This window comes from Bradyrhizobium sp. USDA 4369, from assembly GCF_054056435.1.
On the sequence record NZ_JBSRYH010000001.1, the window covers coordinates 6,867,018 to 6,892,462 of the forward strand.

At 63.9% G+C, this 25,445-nt stretch carries 29 protein-coding genes; 13 read left to right on the top strand and 16 right to left on the bottom strand.

The window, feature by feature from the left end:
• Positions 1-22: 22 nt before the first annotated feature.
• From ACVIJ6_RS31140 to ACVIJ6_RS31165, 6 genes are all read right to left on the bottom strand, one after another.
• Positions 23-1,078: a branched-chain amino acid ABC transporter permease gene (locus ACVIJ6_RS31140; protein ID WP_456775837.1), complete on the bottom strand. Its 1,056-nt coding sequence runs from the start codon at positions 1,076-1,078 to the stop codon at positions 23-25.
• Positions 1,079-1,081: 3 nt separating this feature from the next.
• Positions 1,082-1,972 (bottom strand): branched-chain amino acid ABC transporter permease, encoded by an 891-nt coding sequence (locus tag ACVIJ6_RS31145; RefSeq protein ID WP_456775838.1) that lies wholly within the window; start codon positions 1,970-1,972, stop codon positions 1,082-1,084.
• The gene (locus ACVIJ6_RS31150) at positions 1,972-2,889 is read right to left on the bottom strand and encodes an ABC transporter ATP-binding protein (protein WP_456775839.1); all 918 of its coding nucleotides are present in this window, start codon (positions 2,887-2,889) and stop codon (positions 1,972-1,974) included. Before ACVIJ6_RS31150 ends, ACVIJ6_RS31145 begins: the two co-directional genes overlap by 1 nt.
• An 11-nt stretch (positions 2,890-2,900) precedes the next feature.
• Positions 2,901-4,001: a dimethylsulfone monooxygenase SfnG gene (sfnG, locus tag ACVIJ6_RS31155; RefSeq protein ID WP_456775840.1), complete on the bottom strand. Its 1,101-nt coding sequence runs from the start codon at positions 3,999-4,001 to the stop codon at positions 2,901-2,903.
• Between the two features lie 1,214 nt (positions 4,002-5,215).
• On the bottom strand, positions 5,216-5,473 hold the full coding sequence (locus tag ACVIJ6_RS31160; RefSeq protein WP_012044349.1) for a hypothetical protein: 258 nt from the start codon (positions 5,471-5,473) through the stop codon (positions 5,216-5,218).
• A gap of 66 nt (positions 5,474-5,539) precedes the next feature.
• On the bottom strand, positions 5,540-6,583 hold the full coding sequence (locus tag ACVIJ6_RS31165; protein WP_456775841.1) for a DUF2778 domain-containing protein: 1,044 nt from the start codon (positions 6,581-6,583) through the stop codon (positions 5,540-5,542).
• Positions 6,584-6,807: 224 nt separating this feature from the next.
• Between ACVIJ6_RS31165 and ACVIJ6_RS31170 the strand changes: the two genes are divergently transcribed.
• The 4 genes from ACVIJ6_RS31170 (at position 6,808) to ACVIJ6_RS31185 (ending at position 8,769) form a co-directional block, all read left to right on the top strand.
• Positions 6,808-7,242 (top strand): DUF1810 domain-containing protein, encoded by a 435-nt coding sequence (locus ACVIJ6_RS31170; protein WP_456775842.1) that lies wholly within the window; start codon positions 6,808-6,810, stop codon positions 7,240-7,242.
• A gap of 162 nt (positions 7,243-7,404) precedes the next feature.
• Entirely contained in the window at positions 7,405-7,650 is a 246-nt protein-coding gene (locus tag ACVIJ6_RS31175) for a hypothetical protein (protein WP_012044352.1), read from the top strand.
• Positions 7,651-7,753: 103 nt separating this feature from the next.
• Positions 7,754-7,879 (top strand): hypothetical protein, encoded by a 126-nt coding sequence (locus tag ACVIJ6_RS31180; RefSeq protein WP_456775843.1) that lies wholly within the window; start codon positions 7,754-7,756, stop codon positions 7,877-7,879.
• A gap of 35 nt (positions 7,880-7,914) precedes the next feature.
• A complete protein-coding gene (locus ACVIJ6_RS31185) occupies positions 7,915-8,769 on the top strand; it encodes a dienelactone hydrolase family protein (protein ID WP_456775844.1) in 855 nt (284 codons plus the stop codon).
• Between the two features lie 21 nt (positions 8,770-8,790).
• Here ACVIJ6_RS31185 and ACVIJ6_RS31190 read toward each other — a convergent pair whose 3' ends face one another.
• The 3 genes from ACVIJ6_RS31190 to ACVIJ6_RS31200 form a co-directional block, all read right to left on the bottom strand.
• Positions 8,791-10,413 carry an ABC-F family ATP-binding cassette domain-containing protein gene (locus ACVIJ6_RS31190; protein ID WP_456775845.1) on the bottom strand — a complete coding sequence of 541 codons (1,623 nt, stop codon included), beginning with the start codon at positions 10,411-10,413 and terminating at the stop codon, positions 8,791-8,793.
• Positions 10,414-10,515: 102 nt separating this feature from the next.
• Complete coding sequence (locus ACVIJ6_RS31195) at positions 10,516-10,974, bottom strand: hypothetical protein (protein ID WP_456775846.1); 459 nt, start codon at positions 10,972-10,974, stop codon at positions 10,516-10,518.
• A 205-nt stretch (positions 10,975-11,179) separates the two neighbouring features.
• Entirely contained in the window at positions 11,180-12,214 is a 1,035-nt protein-coding gene (locus ACVIJ6_RS31200) for a glutamine synthetase beta-grasp domain-containing protein (RefSeq protein WP_041750787.1), read from the bottom strand.
• 544 nt (positions 12,215-12,758) lie between these two features.
• Here ACVIJ6_RS31200 and ACVIJ6_RS31205 point away from each other — a divergent pair.
• Both ACVIJ6_RS31205 and ACVIJ6_RS31210 read left to right on the top strand, forming a co-directional pair.
• Positions 12,759-12,953, top strand: coding sequence for a DUF2735 domain-containing protein (locus ACVIJ6_RS31205; RefSeq protein WP_456775847.1), 195 nt, complete (start codon positions 12,759-12,761; stop codon positions 12,951-12,953).
• Between the two features lie 179 nt (positions 12,954-13,132).
• Positions 13,133-13,876: a tyrosine-protein phosphatase gene (locus ACVIJ6_RS31210; protein WP_456775848.1), complete on the top strand. Its 744-nt coding sequence runs from the start codon at positions 13,133-13,135 to the stop codon at positions 13,874-13,876.
• 5 nt (positions 13,877-13,881) lie between these two features.
• On the opposite strand, the gene ACVIJ6_RS31215 is transcribed toward ACVIJ6_RS31210, so the two are convergent.
• Together ACVIJ6_RS31215 and ACVIJ6_RS31220 are read right to left on the bottom strand one after the other, a co-directional pair.
• The gene (locus ACVIJ6_RS31215) at positions 13,882-14,583 is read right to left on the bottom strand and encodes a hypothetical protein (protein WP_456775849.1); all 702 of its coding nucleotides are present in this window, start codon (positions 14,581-14,583) and stop codon (positions 13,882-13,884) included.
• A 128-nt stretch (positions 14,584-14,711) separates the two neighbouring features.
• Complete coding sequence (locus ACVIJ6_RS31220) at positions 14,712-14,930, bottom strand: hypothetical protein (RefSeq protein WP_012044361.1); 219 nt, start codon at positions 14,928-14,930, stop codon at positions 14,712-14,714.
• Positions 14,931-15,229: 299 nt separating this feature from the next.
• Here ACVIJ6_RS31220 and ACVIJ6_RS31225 point away from each other — a divergent pair, with 299 nt between their 5' ends.
• The 3 genes from ACVIJ6_RS31225 (at position 15,230) to ACVIJ6_RS31235 (ending at position 17,086) form a co-directional block, all read left to right on the top strand.
• Entirely contained in the window at positions 15,230-15,910 is a 681-nt protein-coding gene (locus tag ACVIJ6_RS31225; RefSeq protein ID WP_456775850.1) for an SDR family oxidoreductase, read from the top strand.
• A gap of 94 nt (positions 15,911-16,004) precedes the next feature.
• On the top strand, positions 16,005-16,703 hold the full coding sequence (locus ACVIJ6_RS31230) for a DUF2161 domain-containing phosphodiesterase (protein ID WP_456775851.1): 699 nt from the start codon (positions 16,005-16,007) through the stop codon (positions 16,701-16,703).
• 77 nt (positions 16,704-16,780) lie between these two features.
• On the top strand, positions 16,781-17,086 hold the full coding sequence (locus ACVIJ6_RS31235) for a hypothetical protein (protein ID WP_012043968.1): 306 nt from the start codon (positions 16,781-16,783) through the stop codon (positions 17,084-17,086).
• Positions 17,087-17,206: 120 nt separating this feature from the next.
• Here the strand turns inward: ACVIJ6_RS31235 and ACVIJ6_RS31240 are convergent, their stop codons facing one another.
• The 3 genes from ACVIJ6_RS31240 to ACVIJ6_RS31250 all read right to left on the bottom strand — a co-directional run bounded on the left by ACVIJ6_RS31240 (position 17,207) and on the right by ACVIJ6_RS31250 (position 19,805).
• Entirely contained in the window at positions 17,207-17,830 is a 624-nt protein-coding gene (locus tag ACVIJ6_RS31240) for an N-acetyltransferase family protein (protein ID WP_456775852.1), read from the bottom strand.
• Positions 17,831-17,986: 156 nt separating this feature from the next.
• Positions 17,987-18,388 carry a PaaI family thioesterase gene (locus ACVIJ6_RS31245; protein ID WP_456775853.1) on the bottom strand — a complete coding sequence of 134 codons (402 nt, stop codon included), beginning with the start codon at positions 18,386-18,388 and terminating at the stop codon, positions 17,987-17,989.
• A 136-nt stretch (positions 18,389-18,524) separates the two neighbouring features.
• A complete protein-coding gene (locus tag ACVIJ6_RS31250; RefSeq protein WP_456775854.1) occupies positions 18,525-19,805 on the bottom strand; it encodes an ArgE/DapE family deacylase in 1,281 nt (426 codons plus the stop codon).
• Here ACVIJ6_RS31250 and ACVIJ6_RS31255 point away from each other — a divergent pair.
• From ACVIJ6_RS31255 to ACVIJ6_RS31270, 4 genes are all read left to right on the top strand, one after another.
• The gene (locus ACVIJ6_RS31255) at positions 19,798-20,106 is read left to right on the top strand and encodes a hypothetical protein (protein WP_456777185.1); all 309 of its coding nucleotides are present in this window, start codon (positions 19,798-19,800) and stop codon (positions 20,104-20,106) included. The two genes, ACVIJ6_RS31250 and ACVIJ6_RS31255, sit on opposite strands and share 8 nt — an antisense overlap.
• Positions 20,107-20,162: 56 nt before the next feature.
• Positions 20,163-20,366: a DUF6719 family protein gene (locus tag ACVIJ6_RS31260; RefSeq protein ID WP_456775855.1), complete on the top strand. Its 204-nt coding sequence runs from the start codon at positions 20,163-20,165 to the stop codon at positions 20,364-20,366.
• Positions 20,367-20,475: 109 nt separating this feature from the next.
• Entirely contained in the window at positions 20,476-21,819 is a 1,344-nt protein-coding gene (locus ACVIJ6_RS31265) for an HlyD family type I secretion periplasmic adaptor subunit (RefSeq protein WP_456775856.1), read from the top strand.
• 241 nt (positions 21,820-22,060) lie between these two features.
• Positions 22,061-23,782, top strand: a complete 1,722-nt coding sequence (locus ACVIJ6_RS31270) for a type I secretion system permease/ATPase (RefSeq protein ID WP_456775857.1) — start codon at positions 22,061-22,063, stop codon at positions 23,780-23,782.
• Positions 23,783-24,031: 249 nt separating this feature from the next.
• Here the strand turns inward: ACVIJ6_RS31270 and ACVIJ6_RS31275 are convergent, their stop codons facing one another.
• Together ACVIJ6_RS31275 and ACVIJ6_RS31280 are read right to left on the bottom strand one after the other, a co-directional pair.
• A complete protein-coding gene (locus ACVIJ6_RS31275; protein ID WP_456775858.1) occupies positions 24,032-24,421 on the bottom strand; it encodes a hypothetical protein in 390 nt (129 codons plus the stop codon).
• A 327-nt stretch (positions 24,422-24,748) separates the two neighbouring features.
• A complete protein-coding gene (locus ACVIJ6_RS31280; protein WP_456775859.1) occupies positions 24,749-25,300 on the bottom strand; it encodes a CreA family protein in 552 nt (183 codons plus the stop codon).
• Positions 25,301-25,445 lie beyond the last annotated feature (145 nt).

A 25,445-nucleotide genomic window follows, 5' to 3' on the forward strand; every position in this document is an offset into this window, starting at 1 on the left:
ATCTCCTTCTGGTGTTACTGTTTCAGGTCTGGGATGAACGGAGGCGGCGCAGCGCGCTGGCCGCGCGGTCGACCAGCGCGATCAGGCCGCGCGGCTCAGCGCTCAGGAAGGCGATGATCAGCGCACCGATGACGATACGCTGGCTCATCTCCAGCACGCCGGAATCGAACACGCTGCCGAGTACGGCGGCGCCGAGCCGCGACAACAGCAGCGGAAACACCACGATGAAGGCAGCGCCGATGAAGGCGCCGCGCAGCGAGGCCAGCCCTCCGATGATGATGATGAACAGAATCTGGAACGAGCGATCGAGATTGAACCCGGCCGGTTCGACCGTGCGCAGATAGGCAAACGCCCACAGCACGCCGGCGACGCCGATCAGGAACGAGGACACGCCGAACGCCAGCAACTTCGTGCGCAGCAAGGGCACGCCGATCACTTTGGCCGCGACCTCGTGGTCGCGCACCGCAATGAAGTTGCGCCCCGTCTGTGATGACAGCAGCCGCGCCGTCAGCGCGGTGGCGATCGCGACGATCGTCAACGAGAACACGTAGCGTCCGGTCGCGCTCGTGAAGGTCAGGCTGCCGACGCGGATGACCGGCGCGTCGATCACCCCCGACGCATTATCGTTGGAGAACCAGCCGAACTTGGTCAGCGCCCACTGCACGAAGAACTGCGCCGCGAGCGTCGAGACCGCGAGATAGAAGCCGCGCAACCGCAGGCTCGGCAGGCCGAAGATGATCCCGACCGCGGCGGCGATGCCGCCAGCCAACACCAGGTCGGCGAGGAGCGGCAACTGCGGCAATCTCAGATTGAGATTATAGGCAGCATAAGCGCCGACCGCGAGGAACGCCGCCGAGCCCAGCGACACCTGACCGGCATAGCCGGTCAGCACATTGAGCCCGACTGCGGCCAGCGCCAGCGCCAGGAATGGCGTCAGCACCGCGTCCATCAGATAGTCGGAGCCGATCAGCGGCACGAGGCCGTAAGCCAGCACCAGCAGCAGCACGATGCCGAGCATATTGGCGTTGAGCAGCGAGGATCGCGCCGGTGTGGGAGCGGCTTCGGAGATCGTCGTCATGACCTACACCCGCTCCACCAGCTTCTGGCCGAACAGCCCGGAGGGCCGCACCAGCAGCAGCGCCAGAGCGACCACGTAGGCCGCCCAGGCCTCGATGCCGCCGCCGAAGAACGGTCCGACATAGACCTCCGCCAGTTTCTCGATGGCGCCAATCAGGAGCCCGCCGACGATCGCGCCGGTGATGGAATCGAAGCCGCCGAGCACCAGCACCGGCAGCGCCTTCAGCACCACCAGCGACAGCGAGAACTGCACGCCGAGCCGCGCGCCCCACAACAGGCCCGCCACCAGAGCAACGATGCCGGCTGCCGTCCACACCGCCGCCCAGACCCGCGGGAGCCGCAGCCCGACCGCGAGCGCGGCGAACTGATCATCCGCCACGGCGCGGAACGCGAGCCCGGTGCGGGTGTAGCGGAAGAATAGCGTGAACAGCGCCACCAGACTGCCGGCCATCGCCGCCGCGAACAGGTCGAAGCGGCTGATGAAGACGCCGCCGATGTCGAACGGGATGTCGCTGACGCCGATCTCGAGGCCGTGCACCTGCGTGCCCCACAACAGCTGCGCCGCGCCCTCGATGACGTAGGAGAGGCCGAGGGTGGCCATGAACAGCGTGATCGGCGGCTGGTTGATCAGCGGCCGCAGCACGGTGCGCTCGATGGTGATGCCCAGCGCCACCATGATGGCGAGCGTCGCCAGCAGCGCCAGCGCGAACGGCGTGCCGTGCTCGACCAGACTGACGAAGGTCAGCGCCGCGAACAGCAGCATCGCGCCTTGGGCGAAATTGAGCACGCCGGAGGTCTTGTAGATCAGCACGAAGCCGATCGCGACCAGCGAGTACATGACCCCGGAGAGCAGCCCGCCGACCAGCACCTCGATCAGGAATTGATAGTCGAACATCAGCTCGCGAGCTCCGTTTCGTCCTCATGGGCAACGCCGAGATAGGCGTCGATGACCGCCTGGTTACTGCGGATCTCGGCCGGCGGCCCGTCGGCGATCTTGCGGCCGTAGTCCAGCACCGCGATGTGGTCGGACAGCTCCATCACGATGCCGATGTCGTGCTCGATCAGCACGATGGTGGCGCCGTAACGGTCGCGCGCGTTGCGCACATGCTCGGCCAGCTCCCGCTTCTCGCTCAGGGTCACGCCGGCAAAGGGCTCGTCGAGCAGCAGCAGCTTCGGCCGTGCCACCAGCGCGCGCGCCAGCTCGACCCGCTTCTGCAAGCCGTAGGGCAAGGTGCCGGCAATGCGGTCGCTGATATCCGTGAGATGGAGAAAACCGATGACCTCGGCAGCGGCTGCCCGGTTCTCAGCTTCGATCCGTCGCGCCATGGGCGAGCCGACGAGCTGGCGGATGAAGCCGGCGCGGACGCGATGCGCGAGCCCCATCAGCACGTTGTCGAAGACGGACAGCCCCTTGAACAAAGCGAGGTTCTGGAAGGTGCGGGCAACGCCATAGCCTGCCAGTTGCGCGGTCGGCACCTGGCGAAACGCGCGATCACCGAACCACACCGCACCTCGGTCCGGGCGATAGAGCCCGCTGACGACGTTGAGCAACGAGCTCTTGCCGGCCCCGTTGGGGCCGATCACCGCGCGGATCTCGCCCTCCGCGACATCGAGATCGATATCGCGGAGCGCCGTCAGACCGCCAAATGCCAGCGAGACATTGTTGAGCCGCAGCACCGGACGCGGCGCGCCGGCCATGGCGGAGGCCGACTGGTCATTCGGCTCCGCCGTGAGCACCTGACGCGCCGTCCCTGGAGCCCAGGTCTCCAGCGACAGCAGGTCGAGCGACGAACTGAGTGCGGTCAACAGCATCGCGGCCCGGCCTACTCGGCAGCCTGCACGCGAAGGCCGGCCTTGGCCTCGAGCTCGCGCACCAGCGGGATCACGTGCTTGCCGAAATAGGCGACCTCCTCCTGGAAGTGCAGGAAGCCAAGCAGCACGAGGTCGACGCCGACCTCCTTCAGTGCGACGATGCGCTCGGCAATCTGCTGGGGCGTGCCGATCAGGTTTGTCTTGAAGCCGTCATTGTATTGGACGAGATCCTCGAAGGTCGACTTTGCCCAATTGCCCTCGCGCTCCGGCGACGCCTTGCCGGCATTGGCCACCTCATGCGCGAAGGCGTGGACGGCCTCGGGATTGGCGTTGTCGATGATCTCCTTGAGCACGGCTTGCGCCTCGGCCTCGGTGTCGCGCGCGATTGCGAACGCGTTGACGCCGATCTTGACCTGGTGATTGTTGGCCCTCGCCTTGGCCCTGATATCGTCGACCTGGGCCTTGATGCCCTCCACCGAGTTGCCGTTGGTGAAGTACCAGTCCGAGACGCGTGAGGCCATGTCGCGGGCAGCACGCGAGCTGCCGCCCTGGAAGATCTCCGGCTGCGGGTCGATCGGCTTCGGCTTCAGCGAGTAGTTTGTGAAACGATAGAAGTCGCCGCGGAGATTGAAGTTGTCCTCGGTCCAGATGCCCCGTAGCGCACGGATGAACTCCTCCGAGCGGCGATAGCGCTCATCGTGATCCAGCCAGGGTTCTCCGATCGCCGCGAACTCGCCGCGGAACCAGCCGCTGACAATGTTCACCGCAACACGCCCCTGGGTGAGATGATTGATGGTGGCGATCTGCTTGGCGACGACCGCCGGATGCCACGGTCCGGGCAGGATCGCGGCGATCACCTTCAGCTTCGTCGTCGCTTCGAGCAGCGCATGGCTGAACGACACCGATTCATGTTGATATTCGGCGCCATAGCCAGCCGTGAAACGGATCTGACTCAGCGCATAGTCGAAGCCGCTCTCCTCGGCGATCTGTGCCAGCCGCTTGTTGTAGCCGATGTCCCAGCTCGTCCGCTGCTCGATGTTGGAGATCACCAATCCGCCCGAGACGTTGGGCACCCAATAGGCGAACTTGATGGACGAATCCTTGGCCGTCATTGTTATCCTCGCTAGTCCTCGTGGTCGTGAACACTTCTGCCGTCGCCGACAGGACGACAGCGAGCCTTTGCGCCGCCGGCTGGCAGCACATTGCGGATTGCATTGCGATATCGAAATGATCAGCAGGCAGCGCCTGCCGATGTCGCGGTTATCAGAACCGCGACTGCCGCATCAGCCGATCAACAGAGCCATGTGCAGGTGGCACGGAAGTGGCCGCCATCCGTGAGTGCAGCCGCATCTTGGCAGCTGCAGAGATCATTGCCGATCATGCACGTCCCCTCTGTCAATCACCATCGATCGACCCGCAAATTGTCGCAGAGAAGCGATAACGCAGCGAGTCCAAGACCGTCTCTTTTTGAAAGGGGAGGTAAAACCGTCTTCCGTAATTTTGCGAGCAGCGGACAATTTGTGCTTTCGATCGTCCTCAGTTCCGCCAGCCAGAACATCTTCAGTTCAGCGAACTAATAAGTGCGCAGGATGGCCGCGAGTATTTGCCGTTTCTGCAAGCGAGCAGTCGCCCGCGAAGAATGACTTCACTGCCCGTCGGGCAAATCAGGCGACTTTGTTGCATCATATGAGCACATTCAGAGGTTGAACCAACCAGATTGCCCATGCGCGCGAAAACGATTTTCTTCCGACACATCAGGCTGATTTGGCCTGTCCAGTCGCACTACGAAAAATTTTCCGCTTTTCCAAAGTGAGCTTTGCTGCTTTCCTGATCCCATCTCCTGCTCGCAAGGGGGCGTATCGCGGTCGTCACGGACGTCGAGCGGGAGAAGCGGTGGACGCGATGGCAGCGGAGCGCAGCTTGCGCCGACGAACGCCGTCGTCGCGTACGGTCAAGTCGCGTGGTCCTGGCATCCCGACGCTGATGCCGCGCTGATGTGTGAGCATCATGCGCAAAACGGTGACCAGAAAGCCCGGCGCACCGGGGAGAACGCGAAGCAGCCGTTAAGGCCATCGCGCGGGGAATGCCGGTTGCCCGGCTGAACCTGTGGTAACTGCCGCCTGCTTTTTCTTCTGCAGGCGGGCCATGGGTTGCGGCCAGCAGCCCGGCATTCCCCGCGCCCTCATCTGTTTCGAGGGCCTCACCGATGGATGACTCGGACGCGACAGCGCCGCGAGAGCGTGAGGACATGTGTGGACTCGCCGGTCGATCCGGCGATGACGCGGAGCAAGCGGGCGACACCAATGCAAGAGACGGCGCAATGCTCTCACAGCAGCTTCGCATTGACGAACAGCGTGCGCACCGCGTTGGTGGCCTGCACCGTCATGATCGCATTGTCGGCGGCCGCCTGCAGCGAGGCCATGGCCTGGTCGTGCAGCGACTTGAACTCCATCCATTCGACGGCGTTGAGGCTGGTGAGAAACTGGTGAGCCTGCCCGACGGTCGAAATCACGAACGGCTTCCCGTTCACCCTGATGTTGAAGGTGGTGCGCAGACGCGTTTCCGAGCTTGCGGGATCATTCATGGAGACCTTCCCGAAGATACGACGGGCGTCACCGCCGAAGTCGCGCCGAGGCCCAGCAACCAAGCGTCACTCGGTCTTTTGCGCGGTTCGCGTCGGGGTGCCAGCCTCGAGCCCGACGACGACGACGAGTCGGTTGAACTCGCCCTCATCATACGCCTTCAGGAAGCGATCGTAATTCTTGATCGAGACGCAGCCGTTGGAATCGCCCTCCGGTCCCAACATATAGCTGTGGGTCAGCAGGCCGGTTCGGCCGAGAGTCGACCCTTCCACCACGTTCATGCGCAGGGCACGCACGCCGTGAAACGGCTTTTCGCGTGGCTTGAGCTCGTAAGTGGCCGGCGGCGTCGCGCCGATCATGCGCTGATTGACGTGCTCAGGGTCGTCGCGCAGGCTGCCCATGCCGGAATGGGCTTCGAGCCCGATGCCGGAGGGCAGATAGACCATCTTGGCCTTGATGTCGTACACGGCAGTCTTTTCGTAGCCGAGCGCGCCAAGATCGATGCCGGAGCGAACCACGCCGCTGTCAGGCCCGAGCGAGGCGTATTTGGTCGGGCTCGGCAGCAGGTCGGACAGGCGCTGCAGAATCGAGCGATCATCGACGCGTCCCGTGGTCTCGGCGGGCGCGGCCGACGCAAGATTGACAGGCATGTCGGCGGCAGACGGCCGTGGCCGGGGCAGCGGCACGCCGGGCGCCGGCAGCGCGACTGCGGTGCCTTCCGTGAGTTTCGGCCGCCATTCGCCGCCATTGAGGTCGCGCCCGTTCGGGTCCCGCGATTCCATGCCTTTCACCAGCGCCGCCCGCGCATCCAGCAACTGGCGATCAATTCCGCGCAAAGCGAAGCGGTCGAGCGCGCGCAAGGCGTCCTTCTCGGAATAGGCGGTCGCCGACGCAGAGACCGGCGCGAAACGTGTCTCGAAGGTGGTGGACGGCGGCTCGGGCGCCGGCAGCGCCGCAGTCGTCAGCGGGGCCGGATCGCTGCTGTCGCTGCCGACCCAAACGGCCGCACCGCCGGCGATCGCCAGCGCGGCAAGCACCAGCGCGATCGCTTCGGAGTGCCCGAAGCGGCCACGCAACAACAGCACCTCTACGCTCGCTTCACTGGAAGCCATCACGTCCCCGATATACGCCCTCTTCGGACTACAAGCGGAAGTAGCCGACCCCAAGGGGTACGATTCGACCCGTCATGACATAGGATGGCAAGAGTGCGGCATAATCTAGACAAAGACCAGCCCGCATTGATCCGGCATGGCAGCCGATCCAAGCGGGAAAAGCATCTCTCCCAAGCTGGGCGAGGGAAACATTTTCTATATTTTTCAATTAGATGGAGACATTCATGAACGTGGATTGTCATAATCTCAACCGATTTGTCGAGGCGCAGACTCCGATTTATTCCCGCGTGACCGCCGAACTTGCCGCCGGTCGCAAGCAAAGCCACTGGATGTGGTTCATCTTTCCCCAGGTGGACGGGTTGGGGACCTCCGCCATGGCCCAACGCTATGCCATTCGGTCCCGCGCGGAGGCGGAGGCCTATCTCGCCCACCCTCTGCTCGGCAGCCGTCTCGTCGAATGCACCCGGCTGGTGCTCACCGTCCCCGGCAAGTCGCTCCGCGACATTCTCGGCACGCCTGACGACGCCAAGTTTCGCTCCTGCATGACGCTGTTCGATGCGATTCGCCCGCTAGCGGATTTCGGCACCGCACTCGACCGCCACTGCGATGGCGTGCGTGATCCCGCTACCCTGGCCTTTTTGCAGCGCGACACCGTCTGACGTCCTGGCGGCGCAGCGATTCACACCGGCGTCATCGGTAGCATGCTGATGAGTTCAGCGTCCGGCGAGCTGGATTTCAGGTGATAGCCGAACACGAAACTTGATCGCGCCCAGATTTACGGCTCCCATCCGCCGCATTGTTTGTCCCAAGGAGACACGCTCATGAGGAAGTTTTTTCTGATTGCCGCGCTCACGACCTTCGCTGCAGGCTCTGCTTTCGCCCAGGACAGCTGCGAGACCAAGGCCATGGGCAAGGATGGCAAGCCGCTCGCCGGAGCCGCCAAGACCTCGTTCATGAAGAAGTGCATGGCCGACAGCTGCGCAGCCAAGGCAGTCGGCTCCGATGGCAAGAAGCTCGCCGGCGCGGCCAAGACCAGCTTCATGAAGAAGTGCGAGGCCGGCACCTGAACTGGGCTTCGCTGATGACACGGCGGCCTCGCCACCCGGCGGGGCCGATGATCGCAGGGGCTCGGCGCGGAGTTCCGACGGCCTCGTCCCTAGGTCAGACATCATGGTCGTGGACGATGAGCCGACCATCCTGAGCAGCGGCCAGCTCGCTCCGGGCATGCAGGTGCTGACGAAGCCGTTCGACGCCGAAGCGCTGGCCGGCCGCGTCACGGAGATGGTGGAGGGCTGATGAGGAGACGCCTGACCAGCGTTCGGATGGCCCGCATGGCTGTCCTTGCAATGTCATGGTCGGTCCCCGCGAGCGCTGCACAGCCCGAGACGGTGTTCTTTCCGAGCGCTGACGGGCGAACCGAACTCGCCGGATATCTGTTCAGGCCGGTCGGCCGGGGGCCATTTGCGGCCGTGGTGATGCTGCACGGACGCGGAGGCCCCTACTCCTCCAACATCAATGCAGACTGCACGCTGGTCTCGCGCGCGACACCCGCTTCGCCCTGCAACGCACGGACCCTGTCGAAGCGGCACATGATGTGGGGTCAGTATTGGGCCGAGCGCGGCTACCTCGCGCTGCTGACCGACAGTTTTGGTCCGCGCGGCAAGGCGCATGGCTTCGGCCGCGACACGCATGACGATCAGGAGCGTGCGGACGTCAATGAGAGAACGGTGCGCCCGCTCGACGCCGAAGGGGCCCTCGCCTATCTGCGCCAACGCAGCGATGTCACAGCAGACCATATTGTCGTGCAGGGCTGGTCCAATGGCGGCAGCACGGCTCTGAACGTGCTGATGCGCCAGGGTCTGCAGCCGAACGGCTTTCGCGGTGCTCTCATTTTCTATCCAGGCTGCGGTGGGAGCTCCATGCTCGGCCCAGCACTCAGGACGAATGCACCCGTCCAGCTGTTCCTCGCCGCCGATGACGAGGAGGTGTCGCCCGCGCTCTGCCGCGCCATGGCCGAGCGCTCACGGCAGGCCGGCACAGAGATCGAGACAACGATCTATCCCGGTGCCACACACGGCTTCGACGAACCGTCGGCGAGCCGTCAGGCGGTCGCCGGCAACGGTCCGGCGATGGACGACACGCTCCGGCGCGCCGCTCCGCTCGTCGTCGAGTGGCTGAAGCGATGACAGGCCGCTGCCACCACGCCGTCAGCTGCGCAGGCCCGGCGCCTCGTGGCCGCTTCGGGCGACATATTCGGTGTAGCCGCCACCATATTGATGCAGGCCGTCCGGCGTCAGCTCGAGCACGCGATTGGACAGCGCGGCGAGGAAATGACGATCGTGCGAGACGAACAGCATCGTGCCTTCGAAGCTCGACAGCGCCGCGATCAGCATCTCCTTGGTCGCCATGTCCAGATGGTTGGTCGGCTCGTCCAGCACCAGAAAGTTCGGCGGATCGTACAGCATCTTGGCCATCACCAGCCGTGCCTTCTCGCCGCCCGACAACACCCGGCAGCGCTTCTCCACATCGTCGCCGGAGAAGCCGAAACAGCCGGCGAGCGCGCGCAGCGAGCCCTGCCCGGCCTGCGGGAACGAATGCTCCAGCGATTCGAACACGGTCTCGTCGCCGTCGAGCAGATCCATCGCATGCTGCGCGAAATAGCCCATCTTGACGCTGCCGCCGATCGTCACCGAGCCGTCGTCGGGCTCGGCGGTCCCGGCGACCAGCTTCAGCAACGTCGATTTGCCGGCGCCGTTGACCCCCATGACGCACCAGCGCTCCCTGCGCCGGATCATGAAATCGAGCCCCTCATAGATGCGGCGGCTGCCGTAGCTCTTGGACACCTTCTTCAGCGCCACCACGTCCTCGCCCGAGCGCGGCGCCGGCAGGAAGTCGAATGCCACGGTCTGGCGGCGCTTCGGCGGTTCGACGCGCTCGATCTTGTCGAGCTTCTTGACCCGGCTCTGCACCTGCGCCGCATGCGACGCCCGCGCCTTGAAGCGTTCGATGAACTTGATCTCTTTGGCGAGCATCGCCTGCTGGCGCTCATATTGCGCCTGCTGCTGCTTCTCGCTCAGCGCCCGCTGCTGCTCGTAGAAATCGTAGTCCCCGGAATAGGTCGTGAGCTGGCCGGCGTCGATCTCGATGACCTTGTTGATGATGCGGTTGATGAACTCGCGATCATGCGAGGTCATCAGCAGCGCCCCCTCATAACCCTTCAGGAAGTGCTCCAGCCAGATCAGGCTCTCGAGATCGAGATGGTTGGACGGTTCGTCGAGCAGCATGACGTCGGGACGCATCAGCAGGATGCGGGCCAGCGCGACGCGCATCTTCCAGCCGCCGGACAACAAGCCGACATCCTTGTCCATCATCTCCTCGGAGAAGCCGAGGCCGGCCAGCGCCTCGCGGGCGCGGCTGTCGAGCGCATAGCCGTCGAGCTCCTCGAACCGCGCCAGCACCTCGCCGTACCGGGCGATGATGTCGTCCATCTCGTCGGCGCGGTCCGGATCGGCCATGGCCGCCTCGAGCTCCTTGAGCTCAGCCGCGACCGAGGATACCGGCCCGGCCCCGTCCATGACCTCGGCCACGGCGCTGCGGCCGGACATCTCGCCGACATCCTGGTTGAAATAGCCGATCGAGACGCCGCGATCGATCGAGACCTGGCCTTCGTCCGGCTGCTCGCGGCCCGAGATCATCCGGAAGAGCGTCGTCTTGCCGGCCCCGTTCGGGCCCACCAGCCCGATCTTCTCGCCGCGCTGGAGCGCGGCAGAGGCCTCGATGAAGAGAATCTGGTGGCCGACTTGCTTGCTGACGTTATCGAGGCGGATCATGAGGGCTCAGGCGGTGGACGGGTTGCCGCCGCTCTTAGTCGATGCGCGCCGCCGGTGGAAGGCGCAATTTTGCACTGCAACTCGCGCCCCAAGCAGGCCCGGTCAGCGGCCCTGCGGCCGGAAATCCTGGTTGCCGAACGGCTTTTCGGTGGGGATGCGGATGGCGACATAGCCGCGATCCATCGACGCGTGGCACGCATTGCAGCCCGAGGTCAGCTCGGTCACCGCCGAGGCGAAGCGCTTGCCGTCCTTGGCGGTGATCGCATCGGAAATCGACTGGATCGGCTGGCTCAAGGTGGTCACATTGTCCACCGGCAGACCCGAATAGAAGGCGGCGGCATCAGAGAGACTCTGCTTGAGCTGCGCCAGCTCGTAGCCCGCAAGATCCCAGTTCTTGGCCTGTCCGGCGAACCACAGCTTGGCGTGCCTGACCTGGACGAGATTCATGATGTCGCCAAGCCGCGGCAAATATTGCTCTGCGCCGGACGCCGCCGGCATGAGGGCCAGCGAGACGGCTGCGCCGGCCAGCACAATTCCAGCCAACCATTTGCGATGATTCATTCGACACTCCGCTTCCCAGATCCGCGTCTCCGCCATCCAGGAAAGACATACCGCTGCCGGCCAGACCCGGACTTGCGTTTGATCAAGACGGACGACGAACGCACGTATCCGGCGAAGCGCCTTCACAAACGAATGATCCGCCAGAGCGGCTGCTCCGGCGGATCATCATGTCAGCCCCTGCCCCCGGGGTGTTGTGTTCGGCGTCTTAGGCCGCGGCTTTCGCGCCGGTCGGAACCGTCGAGATCGTCTTCAGGACCTGAGACGCGATCTGGTAGGGGTCGCCCTGGGAGTTCGGACGGCGGTCTTCCAGATAGCCCTTGTAGCCGTTGTTCACGAAGGAATGCGGGACGCGGATCGAGGCGCCGCGGTCGGCCACACCCCAGCTGAAGGTGTCGATCGACGCCGTCTCGTGCTTGCCGGTCAGACGCATGTGGTTGTCCGGACCGTACACGGCGATGTGGTCGGCGCGAGCCTCCTTGAAAGCGTCCATGAGCTTCTCGAAGTACTCCTTGCCGCCGACTTCGCGCATGTACTTGGTCGAGAAGTTGCAGTGCATGCCCGAGCCGTTCCAATCGGTGTCGCCGAGCGGCTTGCAGTGGAACTCGATGTCGATGCCGTACTTCTCGGTCAAACGCAGCATAAGGTAGCGGGCCATCCACATCTGGTCAGCGGCCGTGCGCGAGCCCTTGCCGAACACCTGGAATTCCCACTGGCCCTTCGCCACCTCGGCGTTGATGCCTTCGTGGTTGATGCCGGCCGCGAGGCAGAGGTCGAGATGCTCTTCGACGATCTTGCGGGCGACGTCGCCGACGTTCTTGAAGCCGACGCCGGTGTAGTACGGACCCTGCGGCGCCGGATAGCCATACTCCGGGAAGCCGAGCGGACGACCGTCCTTGTAGAAGAAGTACTCCTGCTCGAAGCCGAACCATGCGTCCGGATCATCCAGGATAGTGGCGCGGGCGTTCGACGGATGCGGGGTCTTGCCGTCCGGCATCATCACTTCGCACATCACCAGCACGCCGTTGGTGCGGGCGGCATCGGGATACACGGCGACCGGCTTCAGCACGCAGTCGGAGCTATGGCCTTCGGCCTGCATCGTCGACGAGCCGTCGAAGCCCCAAAGAGGCAGCTGTTCCAGGGTCGGGAACGAGGAAAATTCCTTGATCTGTGTCTTGCCGCGCAAATTCGGCACCGGCTTGTAGCCGTCGAGCCAGATATACTCGAGCTTGTATTTCGTCATTGAGCCTCTCTGTCTTATCGAAAGGTGGGAGCCCAGCAATCGAAGGCACCCCGCTTACCCGGCCACGATCGGCCAGCGCACTCTTAAGCACGGAACGTGCCAAGTCCTGCGGCGTCCCGTCGCACGCGCCGGGGCTCATCCGGACACCGCGCGCCTCGACTTTGACCCTCCAAAGGTGCGGCAAAGCGGCGCGGCCGGGATTGCACGGACTGCATGGGAACGAGAGCAGCGCGTCAAAAACCCGCTTGATTCCTTGGCATTTGCGGCGGCGCGAAAAACGGGGCGACCAAGGCATCGGCAAGCCCGAGACATTTTCGAAAAGAAGTCGCCTTCATCCCGCAACCTTTGATCCGGCCCAAGCGTTAGTCAGCTGCCCGTTGCTTCGCAGGGGGCAAACGCCGAAATGCCTTCGAAACACGCAACATGTGATTTCATTTTGATCATATTGCATTCTCCAAGGCAGCGCCGATATCGAGACCGGTAACCACAAGAGAACGAGTCGGGCGCACCATCAGCTGCGGTCCGATGGAAAGGAGACTGAGGAATGGACACGAACGTGAACGAGGGATCCGCAAGGATCTATCAATTCCCACGCGGAGGACGGGCAGGTCTCGCGCTCCAGCATCCTGCAATCGCATCCGCCCGGCAGGTCGCTCCGGCCTTGCAGCCCTCGATCTACAGCGGCAGCTGGTATCACGACGAGGCGATCCAGGAAGCCAAACCGGCGTGGGACCGCTGATGTCAGACGATGCCGTGACGCAATTGCGCCTTTGCTGAAGGGTCGGACCGATGAGGTTCCGGCCCTTTTGCTTCATGGCACCCACGCGAAGCGATGGCCGCTCCTTGTGAGCGGCGGATCTTCGCCCGAACGCACGCCAGGGCGTTCCCTCAGGGCGCTCCCTCTTCTATTGTGGGTGCATGCTCGATCCGAACCGCCGCCATCTCGGCCTGCAAGGGGCCTGCAATTTCAGGGATCTCGGCGGTTATCCCAGCAGCAATGGCCGCCATGTGCGCTGGCGACAGCTGTTTCGATCGAACCATCTCGGCCAGCTGACAGCATCCGATGTCGCCGTCCTGCGTCAGCTCGGCATCCGCACCGCCTTCGATTTCCGCGGTCGCGACGAGCGTTTGTCCGGCCCGTGCGCGGTCGATCACATCACCGTGCACTCATTGTCGATCGAGCCGAGCGTCGTCCCCGCACTACGGGCTCGGGCGATGGCAGGACAGCTGAACGCCGAGGATGCGCTCGGCCTGATGCGGGACTCCTATCGCAACTACATCCGCCATCACACGCCGCGCTTTCAGACGCTGTTCGATCACCTGCTGCAGGACAGCGCCCCACTCGTGATCCATTGCACGGCCGGCAAGGACCGCACCGGCCTCGCCTGCGCGCTGCTGCTGCACGCACTCGAAGTCCCCGAGGAGGTGATCTTCGAAGATTACCTGCTCACGAACCAGTTCTACCGGCACGATAGCGCAGTTCGGCCGGATCTGCCCGAGGAGATCGTCCAAGCCATCCGAACTGTGCAGGCGTCATTTCTGACGGCGGCGTTCGACGCCATTCGCGATGATTATGGCGGTGTCGAAGACTATCTGCGAGACGGGCTCGGTCTCGGCGCTGCGGAGCGGAGCGCATTGCAGGATCGCTATCTCGCGCGCTGAGCTGCTCAGTTCGGCAGTTTCGCGCGCTGGATCGAGACCACGCGCGCCGCCGCGGACGATTTGACGGTCTTCACCATCAGCTCGAGACGAAAGCCGAGCGCGGCCTCCTCGCTCTTCGGAAAGAACAGGATCGCCGCGAAGGAGAGATGCCCACCGGAATCGAGCTTCACCGGCAGATCTTCGCGGACCCGAAACACCCGCCCCTTGGCTGCGCCGCCAGCGGCCTGGCTGACAGCTCGCTCGACGAGATCGCGCAGGTCCAGGGACACCACGTCGCTGTCGCCGATGCCATGGAAGCGCAAGGATTCAGTGTCCCAGCGGCTGTTCTCGACCTCCACCACGGCGCGGCTGTCGGGCGACCAGGCGGCAATCAGGTCATGGCGGTTGGCCCGCATTTCGCCGGTGGCCCAATAGGTGCTGCCGAGCTTCCCCAGCACTGCACCATCGGGAAGTCTGATCACGACGTTGTCGATGGCGCCGGACGGCTCGGACGCTCCGGACGGCAATCCCTTGGACGTCCGCCAGCCGAAGGCAAGCTTGCCCGAGGGGGCAATGGTCTCGGGGAATACGCGGATCGCACCCTGGCCTGTGCCACAGATGAAGCTCTGATGTTGATCAGGCTCACAGGGTGCCTCAGCTCCAGCCGCGAACGTGCTCGCAGCGGCGATGATGCCGATAACCGCAATGCTTGCGCCAATTCGATTCATGCGCCTGATGTTAGAGGCATTGCGCCCGCAAGCGCAGCTGGGCATTGTCGTCTGTATGGACGATTTGCGGCGACGGCCCAGGGGACATCGTCGTAGATCGGGCTGCGCCGGTCGCGGCAGCCTCGGCGTCAGGCGGCCTCGATATCCGCTGTCTCGGCGGCTTCCATCGCGTCGAGATCGGCAATGACCTCCTCGAATGCGGAAATCGCCTGCTGCACCGCTGCAATCTGCATCAATTCCCAGCCGGTGACCGGACCGGCGCGGTTCTGCAAGGCGACCACGAGATCCCGCCGCTGTTCCTTCAGCTGCACCAGCGGCAAACCATGGTCCGGCAGATGTCTCATCATGACAAAGCTCCAACGCCCCTCAGGCGGCATAAGGCGACGCTAGCCTCTCACCCTGGCGATCCTCTTACGAAAGTACGACAAATTTTATCGATCAGGCCCGCGTTGCCCACGGCGTCGACAAGCGCGCCGATGAAATGGGCGGTCACGCATTCGCTCATTGGCAGCCGATCGTCATCGTCATCCCATGCCTCAGGCCCAGATGCAATTCCGTCCCGCGGGCCGCGCAGCCATTGCAACTCGTCGGCGTGGCAATAGTATAAAAGCAAGGCGCGCGGGGCGAATGGAGACCAGGGGACGGAATGAACGGAGCAGTGATTGTCATTACGGGAGCGCAGGGGGCGCTGGGGCGGAGCGTTGCCGATCTCGCTCTGGCGCGGGGCGCGCACGTGGCCGGAATCGATCATGCCCAGGCAGAAATCCCCGCCAGCGACGACCGCATCGAGCTCGGAGGTGTCGATCTGTCCGATCCCGAACAGGCAAAAGTCGCCATCGATTCGGTCGCGGCCCATTTCGGCACTCTGGATGCCCTGATCAACATCGCCGGCGCATTTGCGTTCGAGAATGCGGCCGATGGCGACGATACGGTCTGGGACAAGATGCACGCGCGCAATCTGATGACGGCGCTGCATGCCTCGCGCGCAGCGATCCCGCATCTGGTGCGTTCCAGCACCGGCCGCATCGTCAATATCGGCGCGATGGGCGCGCTGCAGGCCGGCGCCGGCATGGGCCCCTACGCCGCCTCCAAATCAGGTGTGCATCGCCTGACCGAGGCGCTCGCAGCGGAATGGAAAGGCAAGATCACCGTCAATGCCGTGCTGCCCTCGACCATCGACACGCCGGCCAATCGCGCCAGCATGCCGAAGGCCGATTTCGACAAATGGGTGACGCCGCAGGAACTCGCGGAAGTGATTCTGTTTCTTGCAAGCGACGCCGCGAGCGGCGTGACCGGCGCGCTGATACCGGTGGTCGGCCGCATGTAGGCGCAGCGCCGTCCATCAATCGTTGGCTTGGCGCTGACATCGCGTGACTCATCGCGCTAGACTCGCGCTTTGAGTCGCACGCAGGGATACTCCCTTGGAAACCGCGCTGTATCTGCCCGTGAAACGGTTCCTCGAAAACCTCGGCTTTACAGCCAAAGGGGAGATCGGCGGCTGTGACGTGGTCGCGCTGAAGGGCGACGAGCCGCCACTGGTGGTGATCTGCGAGTTGAAGCAGTCTTTTAATCTGGAGTTGCTGCTGCAGGCCGTCGATCGCGCCGGAGCCTGCGATGAGGTCTGGGTTGCGGCCAGACTGTCGGCGCGTGGCAAAGGCCGCGAAAGCGATACCCGCTACCGCAACCTTTGCCGGCGACTCGGCTTCGGCATGCTCGCGGTGACCTCCAGCGGTCAGGTCGAGGTGCTGGTACAACCGCCCACGACTGCACCGCGGAAAAACCTCAAGAAGAGATCGCGTCTGGTGAGCGAGCATCAGCGGCGCAAAGGAGATCCGGTGGCCGGCGGCTCGACCCGCGCACCGGTGATGACCGCCTATCGCCAGCAGGCGCTGGCCTGCGCCTCGGCATTGTCGGGCGGCCCGAAGCGTGTGCGAGAGCTTCGTGCCGACATCCCAGACGCACCGAAGATCCTGCAGCGTAACGTCTATGGCTGGTTCGACCGCGCCGAGCGCGGGGTCTACGCTCTCACGCCAGCCGGGCATGCAGCCTTGCGCCGCTGGCCCCAGAATATCCACATCACGGAGGCCGCGTTGCCCGATCGCGACATGGTGAACGCATAACTGGGCTGCCGTGCAGATTTCATATTGCAATGCAACAAAGCTGCTTCTAGGTATCCCGGACGATTCACGAGGCCCCCATGAGCGAAGATTGGAACACCAAGTACGGTCCGCGTCGCGTCAGGCGTGATCCTCCGACCTTGGAGGAGGCGATCTTCGCTGCGTCCGGCATCACGGATGATGTCCAGGCCCAGGCCGAGATCGCATCAGCTCTGATGGGACTCCCGCTCGAGCAGGTCCTGCCTGAGGTGAAGAAAGCCAGTCGGGTTGCTGCGCGGACCAATACACGCGTGATTACCGCCGACCAGGGCACCCAGCAGCGCGCCGTCGTGGTTGAGCGCCGCACCGTGCGCCGTTTCAACTTCGACAAGCGCACCGGCACCTGATCAGACTGCTCTGTCGCCCGCGCGAGCGCGCGACAGGCGGGCTGCCACAGACCCCTCTCAAACGACAAGAGCGCAACGGCCAACGCCGCTGCGCTCTTGTCGTTGGACGAGCTTGTGAGCTCAAGCTGCGCGCTGGTCACCATACATGCGCGTGACCAGCTTCCAGCAGGCGCGGTTGAGGTTGAAGAAGGCGCGTGCCGCGGCGATCGGCGCCTCGATCACGAGCTTCGCCAATTCGTCCTGCGGCTGCTGCTCCAGATCGATCGTGCCCGTCGACTCGCCATGGCGGAACGCCAGGTGGGCGCCGAACTTGGCCGCCAAAGCCCGCATCGCGTGGTTTTGCGCTCCGGTCGTGACCCGCAGCTGGCGGTAGCCCTTCCAGCGCGCCTCCGAGATCACGCGCTGAAACAGCAGGCTGCCAACGCCGCGACGGCGCACGCAGGATTCCACGCTGAACGCGATCTCCGGGAGCCCGTCTTCCGACTGCTCCGGCGGATGCAACTCGGCCGCACCGCGGACCATGCCGTTTTCCATGTAGGCGACAACGATCGTGCCGTCAGCCGCACAGCGGGCCGCATAGCGTTCGATGAAACTGTCATCGAGGAAGCCGTTGAATCGATCGTGCCGGCTCTCAGGATCGAGCCGCAACAGATGATCGCGCAGCAGCGGCAGTTCCTCGTGCTGGCTGAGCGTCCGCACATAGCCGAAGCCCGGCCGCGGACGAAAACTATCTAACTGTGACACTGCCAAGACTCCTCTTCGAAGCCCTCGTGCACAAGCGTCTTCCCTAGACAGCGGCTATATTGTGCATCGCAACATTCATTGCAAGCCCCGTGCTCTACGGAGGGAACATGCGGCCATGCGTGCACCGCGTGAGTTAACAACTCGTTTGTGTACGAATCATTCGAGCACGAGCTGGGTCTGGGTGACGACCGCCACCAGCCGGCCTTCGGCGGTCTCGATCCGGGTTTGCCATACCTGGGTGCGGCGCCCACGATGCACCGGGGTCGCAATCGCCGTGATGACCGTCCCCTCCTTGGCGCCGCCGATGAAATTGGTCTTGCTTTCGATCGTCGTGGTGCCTTTGGCCTCGTCGGGAAGGTTGATGACAGTGGCGGCTGCCCCCACCGAATCGGCCAGCGCCATGACGGCGCCGCCGTGAACGGTATGATGCAACGTACACAGATCGGCCCTGACCCGCATCGTCGCCACCACCCGATCCGCGCCGGCTTCGATGAACGTGACACCCTTCAGTTCCGCGAACGGCATCTTCAGCGCATTGATCCTGTCCAGCGGTGTCATGCCGTTCTCCTCCTGATCGGACCACGGGTCTGGCAGCGTCAGAGCCGCCGACGAATGCACCAAGTGAATGCGCCTGGCAGTGACTCACGCGCAATGACCTGCGAGGTCATTGCGCGTCGTCGTGATCCCGCTCAGCTCAGTTGGGCTCCACTCCGCACCAGTCGGCGACGAACAATGCCATGGTCTTGGTGGCCTGGCGCAGCGAGGCAAGATCGACATATTCGTTGAAGCCATGCATCGCAGCGCCAGCGGCGCCGAAACAGAGACTCGGGATGTTGTAGTTCAGCCCGTAGAAGCGGGTGTCGGTGAGCGCGGTGAAGACGAGATCCTGGACCTCCCCGCCATAGACAGCGTTGAAGGCCCGTCCGAACGCCGCCTCCGGCTCGGCCGAATCCGTGAGTTCATAGCCCTCTGACAGGAAGCCCGACCATTCCACGACCGGCGGGTTGTTGGACAGGAAACGGTGATCGCGTGAGGCAGCCGCGACGCAAGCGAGGATCTCGTTCTGACAGTCCTTGATCGACCAGCCCGGGAGGACCGCGATCCGACAATCCACATCGCACCACGCCGGCACGCTCGACGCCCAATCGCCGCCCCTGATGATCCCGGGATTGAAGTTGATGGGATGATTGAGCGTCTTGAAATGACGATCGCTCTTGGCCAGCTCGTTCCAGTCGGCCTCAAGCTTCTCCAGCGCGTGGATCAGATGATAGCTCGCCTGGATCGCATTGGCGCCGATCCCGGCCTCGAACACATGGGCGGGAAAGCCGCGCACCTTCAGACGGAACCAGATCACGCCGACCTGCGAACGCACCATCTTTCCGCTGGTCGGCTCGGGAATGAAGCAGGCATCGGCGCGATAGCCGCGCTGCAGAGTGGACAGCGCGCCGACGCCGGTGCTCTCCTCCTCGATGACGGACTGGACGTGAATGCGGGCCGTCGACTTGAAACCAGCAGCCTTGATGGCATCCAGCGCGTACAACGCACCGATCGTTCCCGACTTCATGTCGCAGGCGCCGCGGCCATACATCCGCCCGTCGCGGATGACCGGTGAGAATGGCGGCGTCTCCCACATCTCGAGCGGCCCCGCCGGCACCACGTCGCAATGGCCCTGCAGGATGAGCGAGCGGCCCGCCGTGGTCGCCGGCCGATACGTTCCAACCACGCTGCGCGCCTTCGAGAAGTCATGCTCGATCGGACCGTAGCCGCGCATGTCCTTGAGGGCATCGAGCTCGATGTGCCAATCGTCGACCTCGTAGCCGCGCATGCGCAGAAGATCACCGAACATGTCCTGGCAGGGCCCTTCGGCGCCGCGCGTCGAAGGAATGGCGACGAAATCGCTCGTGGTCGCGAGCTGACGGTCGAAAGCGTCGTCGACGGCGTCGACGATTCGTTGCGTGATGTCGGGCGTGAGCATGCGTGTTCAGGTTCCGATGACTGACCGCAGCAGCAAATCACAATCCGATGCGGAGTTGCAGTGGAAATGCCGTTGCTTTCAGAATCGCAAGCCTCCTCGTACATTGACGCATACGAACGACCGCAATGACTTACTTTGGAATTTTGCCATGTCGGATCACCGCAACATCCTGTATTTTCTGCTGGGCATTCTCACCGCGGCGGTGATCGTGCTCGGTTACAACTTCTACCAAGCCAAAAGGCAGCCGAACGGCGTCCAGATCAATCTTGGACCGAACGGCCTGAAGATCGAAGGCAAATGATGGGTCCTCTCCGTCCCTCGTTCACGGCATCGCGGTCCCTTGGCGCATTCGGGCTGATGCTTCTTCTGCTCGCACCGGCGAGCGCACAATATGTCGGGAGCGAGCAGGACATCACCGATCTCAGGTTGGGCCAGCGCGTGCTGGTCGACGATGGCACCTGCCCTGCCGGCCAGGTGAAGCAGGTCGTCGGAGCCACCATGAGCGAGAACGGCATCGTCCGGACCGTCACATGCGTTCCCCGCTTCGGACCGAAGAAGTAGCGGGGTGGAGCCGACCTGGTGATGTCTACCGTGCGGTGTGACATGCCGCACAGTTCCCGAACCACCGAACGTCCATGCTGCCCTCCGGTGAAGACCACGGGGGACACTCATGTCGATGTCACTGGTGCAGGACAACAGCTTTGAACTGCCCGGCCGGCCACAGCCGGTCAACGCCGATTTCAGCCGCTACGCCCTGCTCGGCTACATCTCGATCGCGCTCGTGTTCGGCGGTTTCGGCATGTGGTCGGGCTATGCGCCGCTCGACCGCGCAGCCATTGCGCCTGGCACGGTGTCCGTCTCCGGCGATCACAAGGTGGTCCAGCACCGCGAAGGTGGCATCGTCAGGGAGATCCTGGCCAAAGAAACCCGCGAGGTGCGCCGCGGCGACCTGCTGTTCCGGCTGCAGCCGACCGAGGCGCAAGCCAACACCGATCTCCTGCGCAAGCAGATGGACGCCGCACTGGCTGAGGAAGCGCGGCTGCTCGCCGAGCGCGGCAATGCGCGGATGATCACCTTCCCGGACAGTCTGCTCAATCGGCAAAACGTTCCGGAAGCGGCGCTCGCCATCGCCGATCAGCAGCGGCTGTTCATCGAGCGCCGCAATGGCCTGATCAGCCAGATCAACATCCTGAACTCGCAGATCGCCCAGCAGCAGCAGGAGCTCGCCGGCCGCGACAGGCAGCGCGCCGCGCTGGGGGCGCAACTCGCGAGCTTCGATACGCAGATGAACAATGTCAGGCCTGCCGTCGCGCAGGGCTATTATCCCCGCAACAAGTTCCTGGAGCTGGAGCGCGACCGCGCCCGCGTCGAGGGCGATCTCGGCCAGGCCCAGGCCGACGTGGCACGACTGACGCAAACGGCGGCGCAAACGCGCCTGCAGATCGATCAGGCGCTGCAGAAATACCAGACAGAGGTCGGCCAGCAGCTCGACGGCACCCGAGCCAAATTGTCGGATCTGCGCGAGAAGCTCGTCATTGCAGAGGACGTGCTGCGCCGTGTCGACATCCGCGCCGAGCGCGACGGCATCGTCATGAACATGAAGGTTCACACGGTCGGCGCCGTGGTGAAGCCGGGCGATACGCTCGCAGAGATCGTGCCGATCGGCGAAGGCGTCGACGTGATGGCGCATGTCTCGCCGCGCGATATCGAGAGCGTCGCGGTCGGACAGAAGGCCGAAGTCCGCTTCCCGAACTTCTCCTCACGCACGACGCCGACGATCTTCGGCAAGGTCCAGAGCGTCTCGGCTGACGCAATATCCGACGAGGCGACCAAGCAGAGCTATTACTCCGCACGGGTCGTGATCGACTATTCGACCCTTCCGCCGGAGATCGCCAGCAAAATCATGCCGGGCATGCAGGCCGACGTGATCATCTCCACGGGTGAACGCACCGTGCTCGAATATCTCGTCGGCCCCCTGCTCAACACCCTCGCCAAGACCTTCCGGGAGAAATGAGGTGCCGGACACAGACTGAGACCGGGCGCATCGGCGCCCGCGTGAGACGCAGACCATGCGGACCCAGAGACCTCGGTGAACGCGCCGCCCGATGGCAGACTGCAGCACGGTGAAAGCGAAGCCGAAGGTGACGGTTCGGCTTTGAACGAAGGACGCGGGTCGCGCCTGTGTGAGGTCGATCACGGTGGGCAGAGCTCCGCTTGGACGAAACTCCTCCTGCCAATCGCAAAGGGGACCAGTCATGACGACGACCACCGCCCGCAGCCCGCTCGGAACCGCACTGCGCGCCTGCTTTCCCGCGCTCACCGCGACCTTCGTCCTCAGCCTCTTCATCAATGCGAGCATGCTGGCTTCGCCGCTCTATTCGATGCAGGTGTATGACCGCGTGCTCACCAGCCGCAACCTTGGCACGCTGGTGATGCTGACCTTGATCGTCGGCGTCTTCCTGGTGTTGTACGGCATCCTCGAATTCGCCCGGTCCGGGGTGCTGGCGCGCGCCGGCGTCCAGTTCGAAGGCACCCTGCGCCATCCCCTGTTCGAAACGATGATGAAGGCCGAGCTGTCACCGCGGCATCGCTTCGGACAGCAGATCATCCGCGACGCCGAGACTATCCGCGACTGCATCTCGAGCGGCACCGCGGCTATCGCCTGCGACCTGCCCTGGACACCGGTGTTCGTGGCGCTGTGTTTCCTGCAGCACGCCTATCTCGGCATTCTCTCGCTGTTGGGAGCGGTCGTCTTGTTCTCGCTGGCGCTGTTGACCGAGTTCTACACGCGCTCCAGCGTCGAGCGCACCAACGCGCTGGCCAACGAGGCCTCGCGCTTCGTGGCAGCGGCGCTGCGCAATGGCGAGGTCGTACGTGGCCTCGGCATGGGCGACATCGTCATGGATCGCTGGAGCTGCCGGCAGTCGGCCATGGTCGATGCCCACAGCACGCTGGTCGAGCGCGGCGCCGCGATGCACTCGATCACCAAATTCGCCCGCATGGCCGTGCAGACGTCGCTGCTCTGCATCGGAGCCTGGCTCGCGATCGAGCAGCAGATCTCGCCCGGCGCCATGATGGCGACATCGATCATCATGGGCCGCGCGCTGGCACCGGTTGAACAGGTCGTCGGCCAGTGGAAGCGGATCATCGCCTTCCGCTCCGCCTATCGCCGACTCGAAGAGCTGTTCCAGGCGCTCCCCGTCACCGCTGCGCCGACCGCGCTCCCTGCGCCGCGTGGTGATATCAACGTCGAAAATGCCGTGGTCTGGCCGCCGGCGGCAGGTCGCCCGTCGGTCAAGGGGGTCAGCTTCTCGCTCAAGGCCGGCGAGAGCCTCGCGATTGTCGGCGCCTCCGCCAGCGGCAAGTCCAGCATGGCCCGCGCGATGGCCGGCGTCTGGCCGCTCCGCGAAGGTGTGATCCGCATCGATGGCGCAGCCTACAGCCAGTGGGATCAGAATCGGCTCGGCAAGCATATCGGCTATCTGCCGCAGGATATCGAGCTGTTCTCGGGCACGGTCGCGGACAACATCGCGCGGTTGGCCAAGGTCGACGAAGCCGCTGTGGTCGCGGCGGCCAAGGCTGCTGGCGCGCATGAGGTGATCCTGCGTCTGCCCAACGGCTATGACACGCCCATCGGCGAGGGTGGCGTCGCGCTCTCAGGCGGCATGCGCCAGCGTGTCGGTCTGGCCCGCGCCCTGTATGGCGATCCACGCCTGCTGATCCTGGACGAGCCGAACTCCAACCTCGACGAGGACGGCGAGCGGGCGCTGGCCCATGCCATGGCCCAGGCAAAGGCCGCCGGCCGGACCGTCATCGTCGTCACGCATCGCCCGCAGCTTCTCGCGCATGTCGATCGCATCATGGTGATGTCGTTCGGCAAGTCGTTGGCCTTCGGGGAGCGCGACGAGGTGATCGCCCGGATGCGCGGTCAACGCGTCGTCGTCGCCCACGATCGAGCGGCCGCCACCGCTGCGTGACCATGACCATCGTGAGCATCCGATACCGCCCAGGCCGACCGCCATGATCCCGCCACGTAGCGCTCGGCAATTGCTGCATTGTCGGCAGCGCTACGAACAGCGACGCGCTGCTCCGAAATGCCCCAACGGATGCAGCCGGACACCGCGGCGCTCCGCAGCATGTCCGGATGGGGCAGCAGCCCTCGCTACAGAGTTGGTCGGAATCGCTCTCGAACCAAGCAGCGCCGCGCGAGGTTCAGCTTCCCCGCATCAATCGGCGGGAGCGAACATGCACTGCAATGTCGGCTTGGCGATCTTGGAAAAGGTTGGGCCGATCTCCGCCAGCTTGCTTGGCGGCACCCATTGCGTCTCGATCGTCGGTACACCGTTCTCGCTGATCCCGCGCAGCAGCGCCTCGCGAAGGTCGGCATCCTCGACCATGACGACCGCGTGGTCATGCAGGCACGAGCACACGGCTTCAGGATGCGCCCATCGTCCGACCATGTGCGGCGCACATTGGCGAACGAAGTCGCTGCGCAGATCGGGCAATGGCGCCGTCGGCCGAGCATCGGCGGCGGACGCGACGAGGCCGACAAGAACGGCAACGGTCGCGAGACTCTGACGAAGCGTCGCCCATCGCTGGTCTCGGGGTCTCGTCATCGCATCCACGGCATGGCTGGAAGGAAGTTCGAAGTGGCTTCGTCGCCTGACCGTGCTTGATAAGGTCGCCAGGTTTCAGTCCGTTTGCGCCGCAAGGGGAAAATGGTTTCGTCGCGCGGCCAATTGTTTCGTGCGCCTTCCGGGACGACATCAAACACAACCACCGAAAGAATGACGTATTTCCTTCAAGCAAAAGGAGACATTCCTCACATCATCTCAGTGCAACAGCTCAACGCGCCCCCGATTCGTTCTCCCTGTCTGCCACGAGCCAGCCGCGCAAGCGCGCGGCAAGCCCATGGACAGTCCGCCTCTCCCGTTCGTTCATCCTTATTGAATGAAGTCTCCGCATTTCTGGACATCGCCGTCATCCGCTTTGCCCCAGGGCATGACCGGCACCGACGAGGTCGAGTTTTTCGGCGAGCCTTCGATCAATTTGTCCGAATAGACCATGTAGACGAGAACGTTGCGCTTGGCGTCGCAGCCGCGCACGATCTGCATCTTCTTGAAGAACAGCGACCGCCGCTGCCGAAACATGTCGTCGGCCTGTTCGAGCTTGCGCTTGAAGCGGATCGGCCCGATTTGCCGGCACGCGAGCGAAATGTCCGACACCTCCTCCGCAAGACCGAGCCAGCCGGCATATCCCCCCTTCTGCGGCACGGTGAAATGGCAGGCGACGCCCTCGACCTCAGGATCGTCAACGCCATAGGTCGCAAGCTTGTCATTCGGACTGAGCAATTTGAACACAGTCGACCGACGGAAGATCAGATCCGGCTCGTCGGCGGCGTACGCTGACACCACAGGCGAAAACAGCCCGATAAGCAGCAGGAAAGCTAAAGTTTTCAGCCACAGGTCAAACTGGCTGGTGGCTCTGAACGACATGTCGGTCTCCATTATACCGCCGATGGCTCGGCACACCGCCCATGTAGGGACACAAATGCCTGCAAGGAAGGCATTCCTATCCCGTCACATCCGATACTCGTTTAACGGGATGTGAGGCTTTTCTGCTACGATCGGAACGAAAACA

Excerpts from the sequence above, each read along its gene's own strand:
- ACVIJ6_RS31220 (WP_012044361.1), bottom strand. The coding sequence starts at position 14,930 with ATGATGAGACATCTGCCGGACCATGGTTTGCCGCTGGTGCAGCTGAAG.
- ACVIJ6_RS31275 (WP_456775858.1), bottom strand. The coding sequence starts at position 24,421 with ATGACGAGACCCCGAGACCAGCGATGGGCGACGCTTCGTCAGAGTCTC.
- ACVIJ6_RS31180 (WP_456775843.1), top strand. The coding sequence starts at position 7,754 with ATGGTCGTGGACGATGAGCCGACCATCCTGAGCAGCGGCCAGCTCGCT.
- ACVIJ6_RS31175 (WP_012044352.1), top strand. The coding sequence starts at position 7,405 with ATGAGGAAGTTTTTTCTGATTGCCGCGCTCACGACCTTCGCTGCAGGC.
- ACVIJ6_RS31270 (WP_456775857.1), top strand. The coding sequence starts at position 22,061 with ATGACGACGACCACCGCCCGCAGCCCGCTCGGAACCGCACTGCGCGCC.
- ACVIJ6_RS31150 (WP_456775839.1), bottom strand. The coding sequence starts at position 2,889 with ATGCTGTTGACCGCACTCAGTTCGTCGCTCGACCTGCTGTCGCTGGAG.
- ACVIJ6_RS31145 (WP_456775838.1), bottom strand. The coding sequence starts at position 1,972 with ATGTTCGACTATCAATTCCTGATCGAGGTGCTGGTCGGCGGGCTGCTC.
- ACVIJ6_RS31170 (WP_456775842.1), top strand. The coding sequence starts at position 6,808 with ATGAACGTGGATTGTCATAATCTCAACCGATTTGTCGAGGCGCAGACT.
- ACVIJ6_RS31200 (WP_041750787.1), bottom strand. The coding sequence starts at position 12,214 with ATGACGAAATACAAGCTCGAGTATATCTGGCTCGACGGCTACAAGCCG.
- ACVIJ6_RS31265 (WP_456775856.1), top strand. The coding sequence starts at position 20,476 with ATGTCGATGTCACTGGTGCAGGACAACAGCTTTGAACTGCCCGGCCGG.
- ACVIJ6_RS31235 (WP_012043968.1), top strand. The coding sequence starts at position 16,781 with ATGAGCGAAGATTGGAACACCAAGTACGGTCCGCGTCGCGTCAGGCGT.
- ACVIJ6_RS31280 (WP_456775859.1), bottom strand. The coding sequence starts at position 25,300 with ATGTCGTTCAGAGCCACCAGCCAGTTTGACCTGTGGCTGAAAACTTTA.
- ACVIJ6_RS31210 (WP_456775848.1), top strand. The coding sequence starts at position 13,133 with ATGCTCGATCCGAACCGCCGCCATCTCGGCCTGCAAGGGGCCTGCAAT.
- ACVIJ6_RS31195 (WP_456775846.1), bottom strand. The coding sequence starts at position 10,974 with ATGAATCATCGCAAATGGTTGGCTGGAATTGTGCTGGCCGGCGCAGCC.
- ACVIJ6_RS31205 (WP_456775847.1), top strand. The coding sequence starts at position 12,759 with ATGGACACGAACGTGAACGAGGGATCCGCAAGGATCTATCAATTCCCA.
- ACVIJ6_RS31185 (WP_456775844.1), top strand. The coding sequence starts at position 7,915 with ATGGCTGTCCTTGCAATGTCATGGTCGGTCCCCGCGAGCGCTGCACAG.
- ACVIJ6_RS31225 (WP_456775850.1), top strand. The coding sequence starts at position 15,230 with ATGAACGGAGCAGTGATTGTCATTACGGGAGCGCAGGGGGCGCTGGGG.
- ACVIJ6_RS31140 (WP_456775837.1), bottom strand. The coding sequence starts at position 1,078 with ATGACGACGATCTCCGAAGCCGCTCCCACACCGGCGCGATCCTCGCTG.
- ACVIJ6_RS31260 (WP_456775855.1), top strand. The coding sequence starts at position 20,163 with ATGCTTCTTCTGCTCGCACCGGCGAGCGCACAATATGTCGGGAGCGAG.
- ACVIJ6_RS31250 (WP_456775854.1), bottom strand. The coding sequence starts at position 19,805 with ATGCTCACGCCCGACATCACGCAACGAATCGTCGACGCCGTCGACGAC.
- sfnG (WP_456775840.1), bottom strand. The coding sequence starts at position 4,001 with ATGACGGCCAAGGATTCGTCCATCAAGTTCGCCTATTGGGTGCCCAAC.
- ACVIJ6_RS31160 (WP_012044349.1), bottom strand. The coding sequence starts at position 5,473 with ATGAATGATCCCGCAAGCTCGGAAACGCGTCTGCGCACCACCTTCAAC.
- ACVIJ6_RS31165 (WP_456775841.1), bottom strand. The coding sequence starts at position 6,583 with ATGGCTTCCAGTGAAGCGAGCGTAGAGGTGCTGTTGTTGCGTGGCCGC.
- ACVIJ6_RS31215 (WP_456775849.1), bottom strand. The coding sequence starts at position 14,583 with ATGAATCGAATTGGCGCAAGCATTGCGGTTATCGGCATCATCGCCGCT.
- ACVIJ6_RS31245 (WP_456775853.1), bottom strand. The coding sequence starts at position 18,388 with ATGACACCGCTGGACAGGATCAATGCGCTGAAGATGCCGTTCGCGGAA.
- ACVIJ6_RS31190 (WP_456775845.1), bottom strand. The coding sequence starts at position 10,413 with ATGATCCGCCTCGATAACGTCAGCAAGCAAGTCGGCCACCAGATTCTC.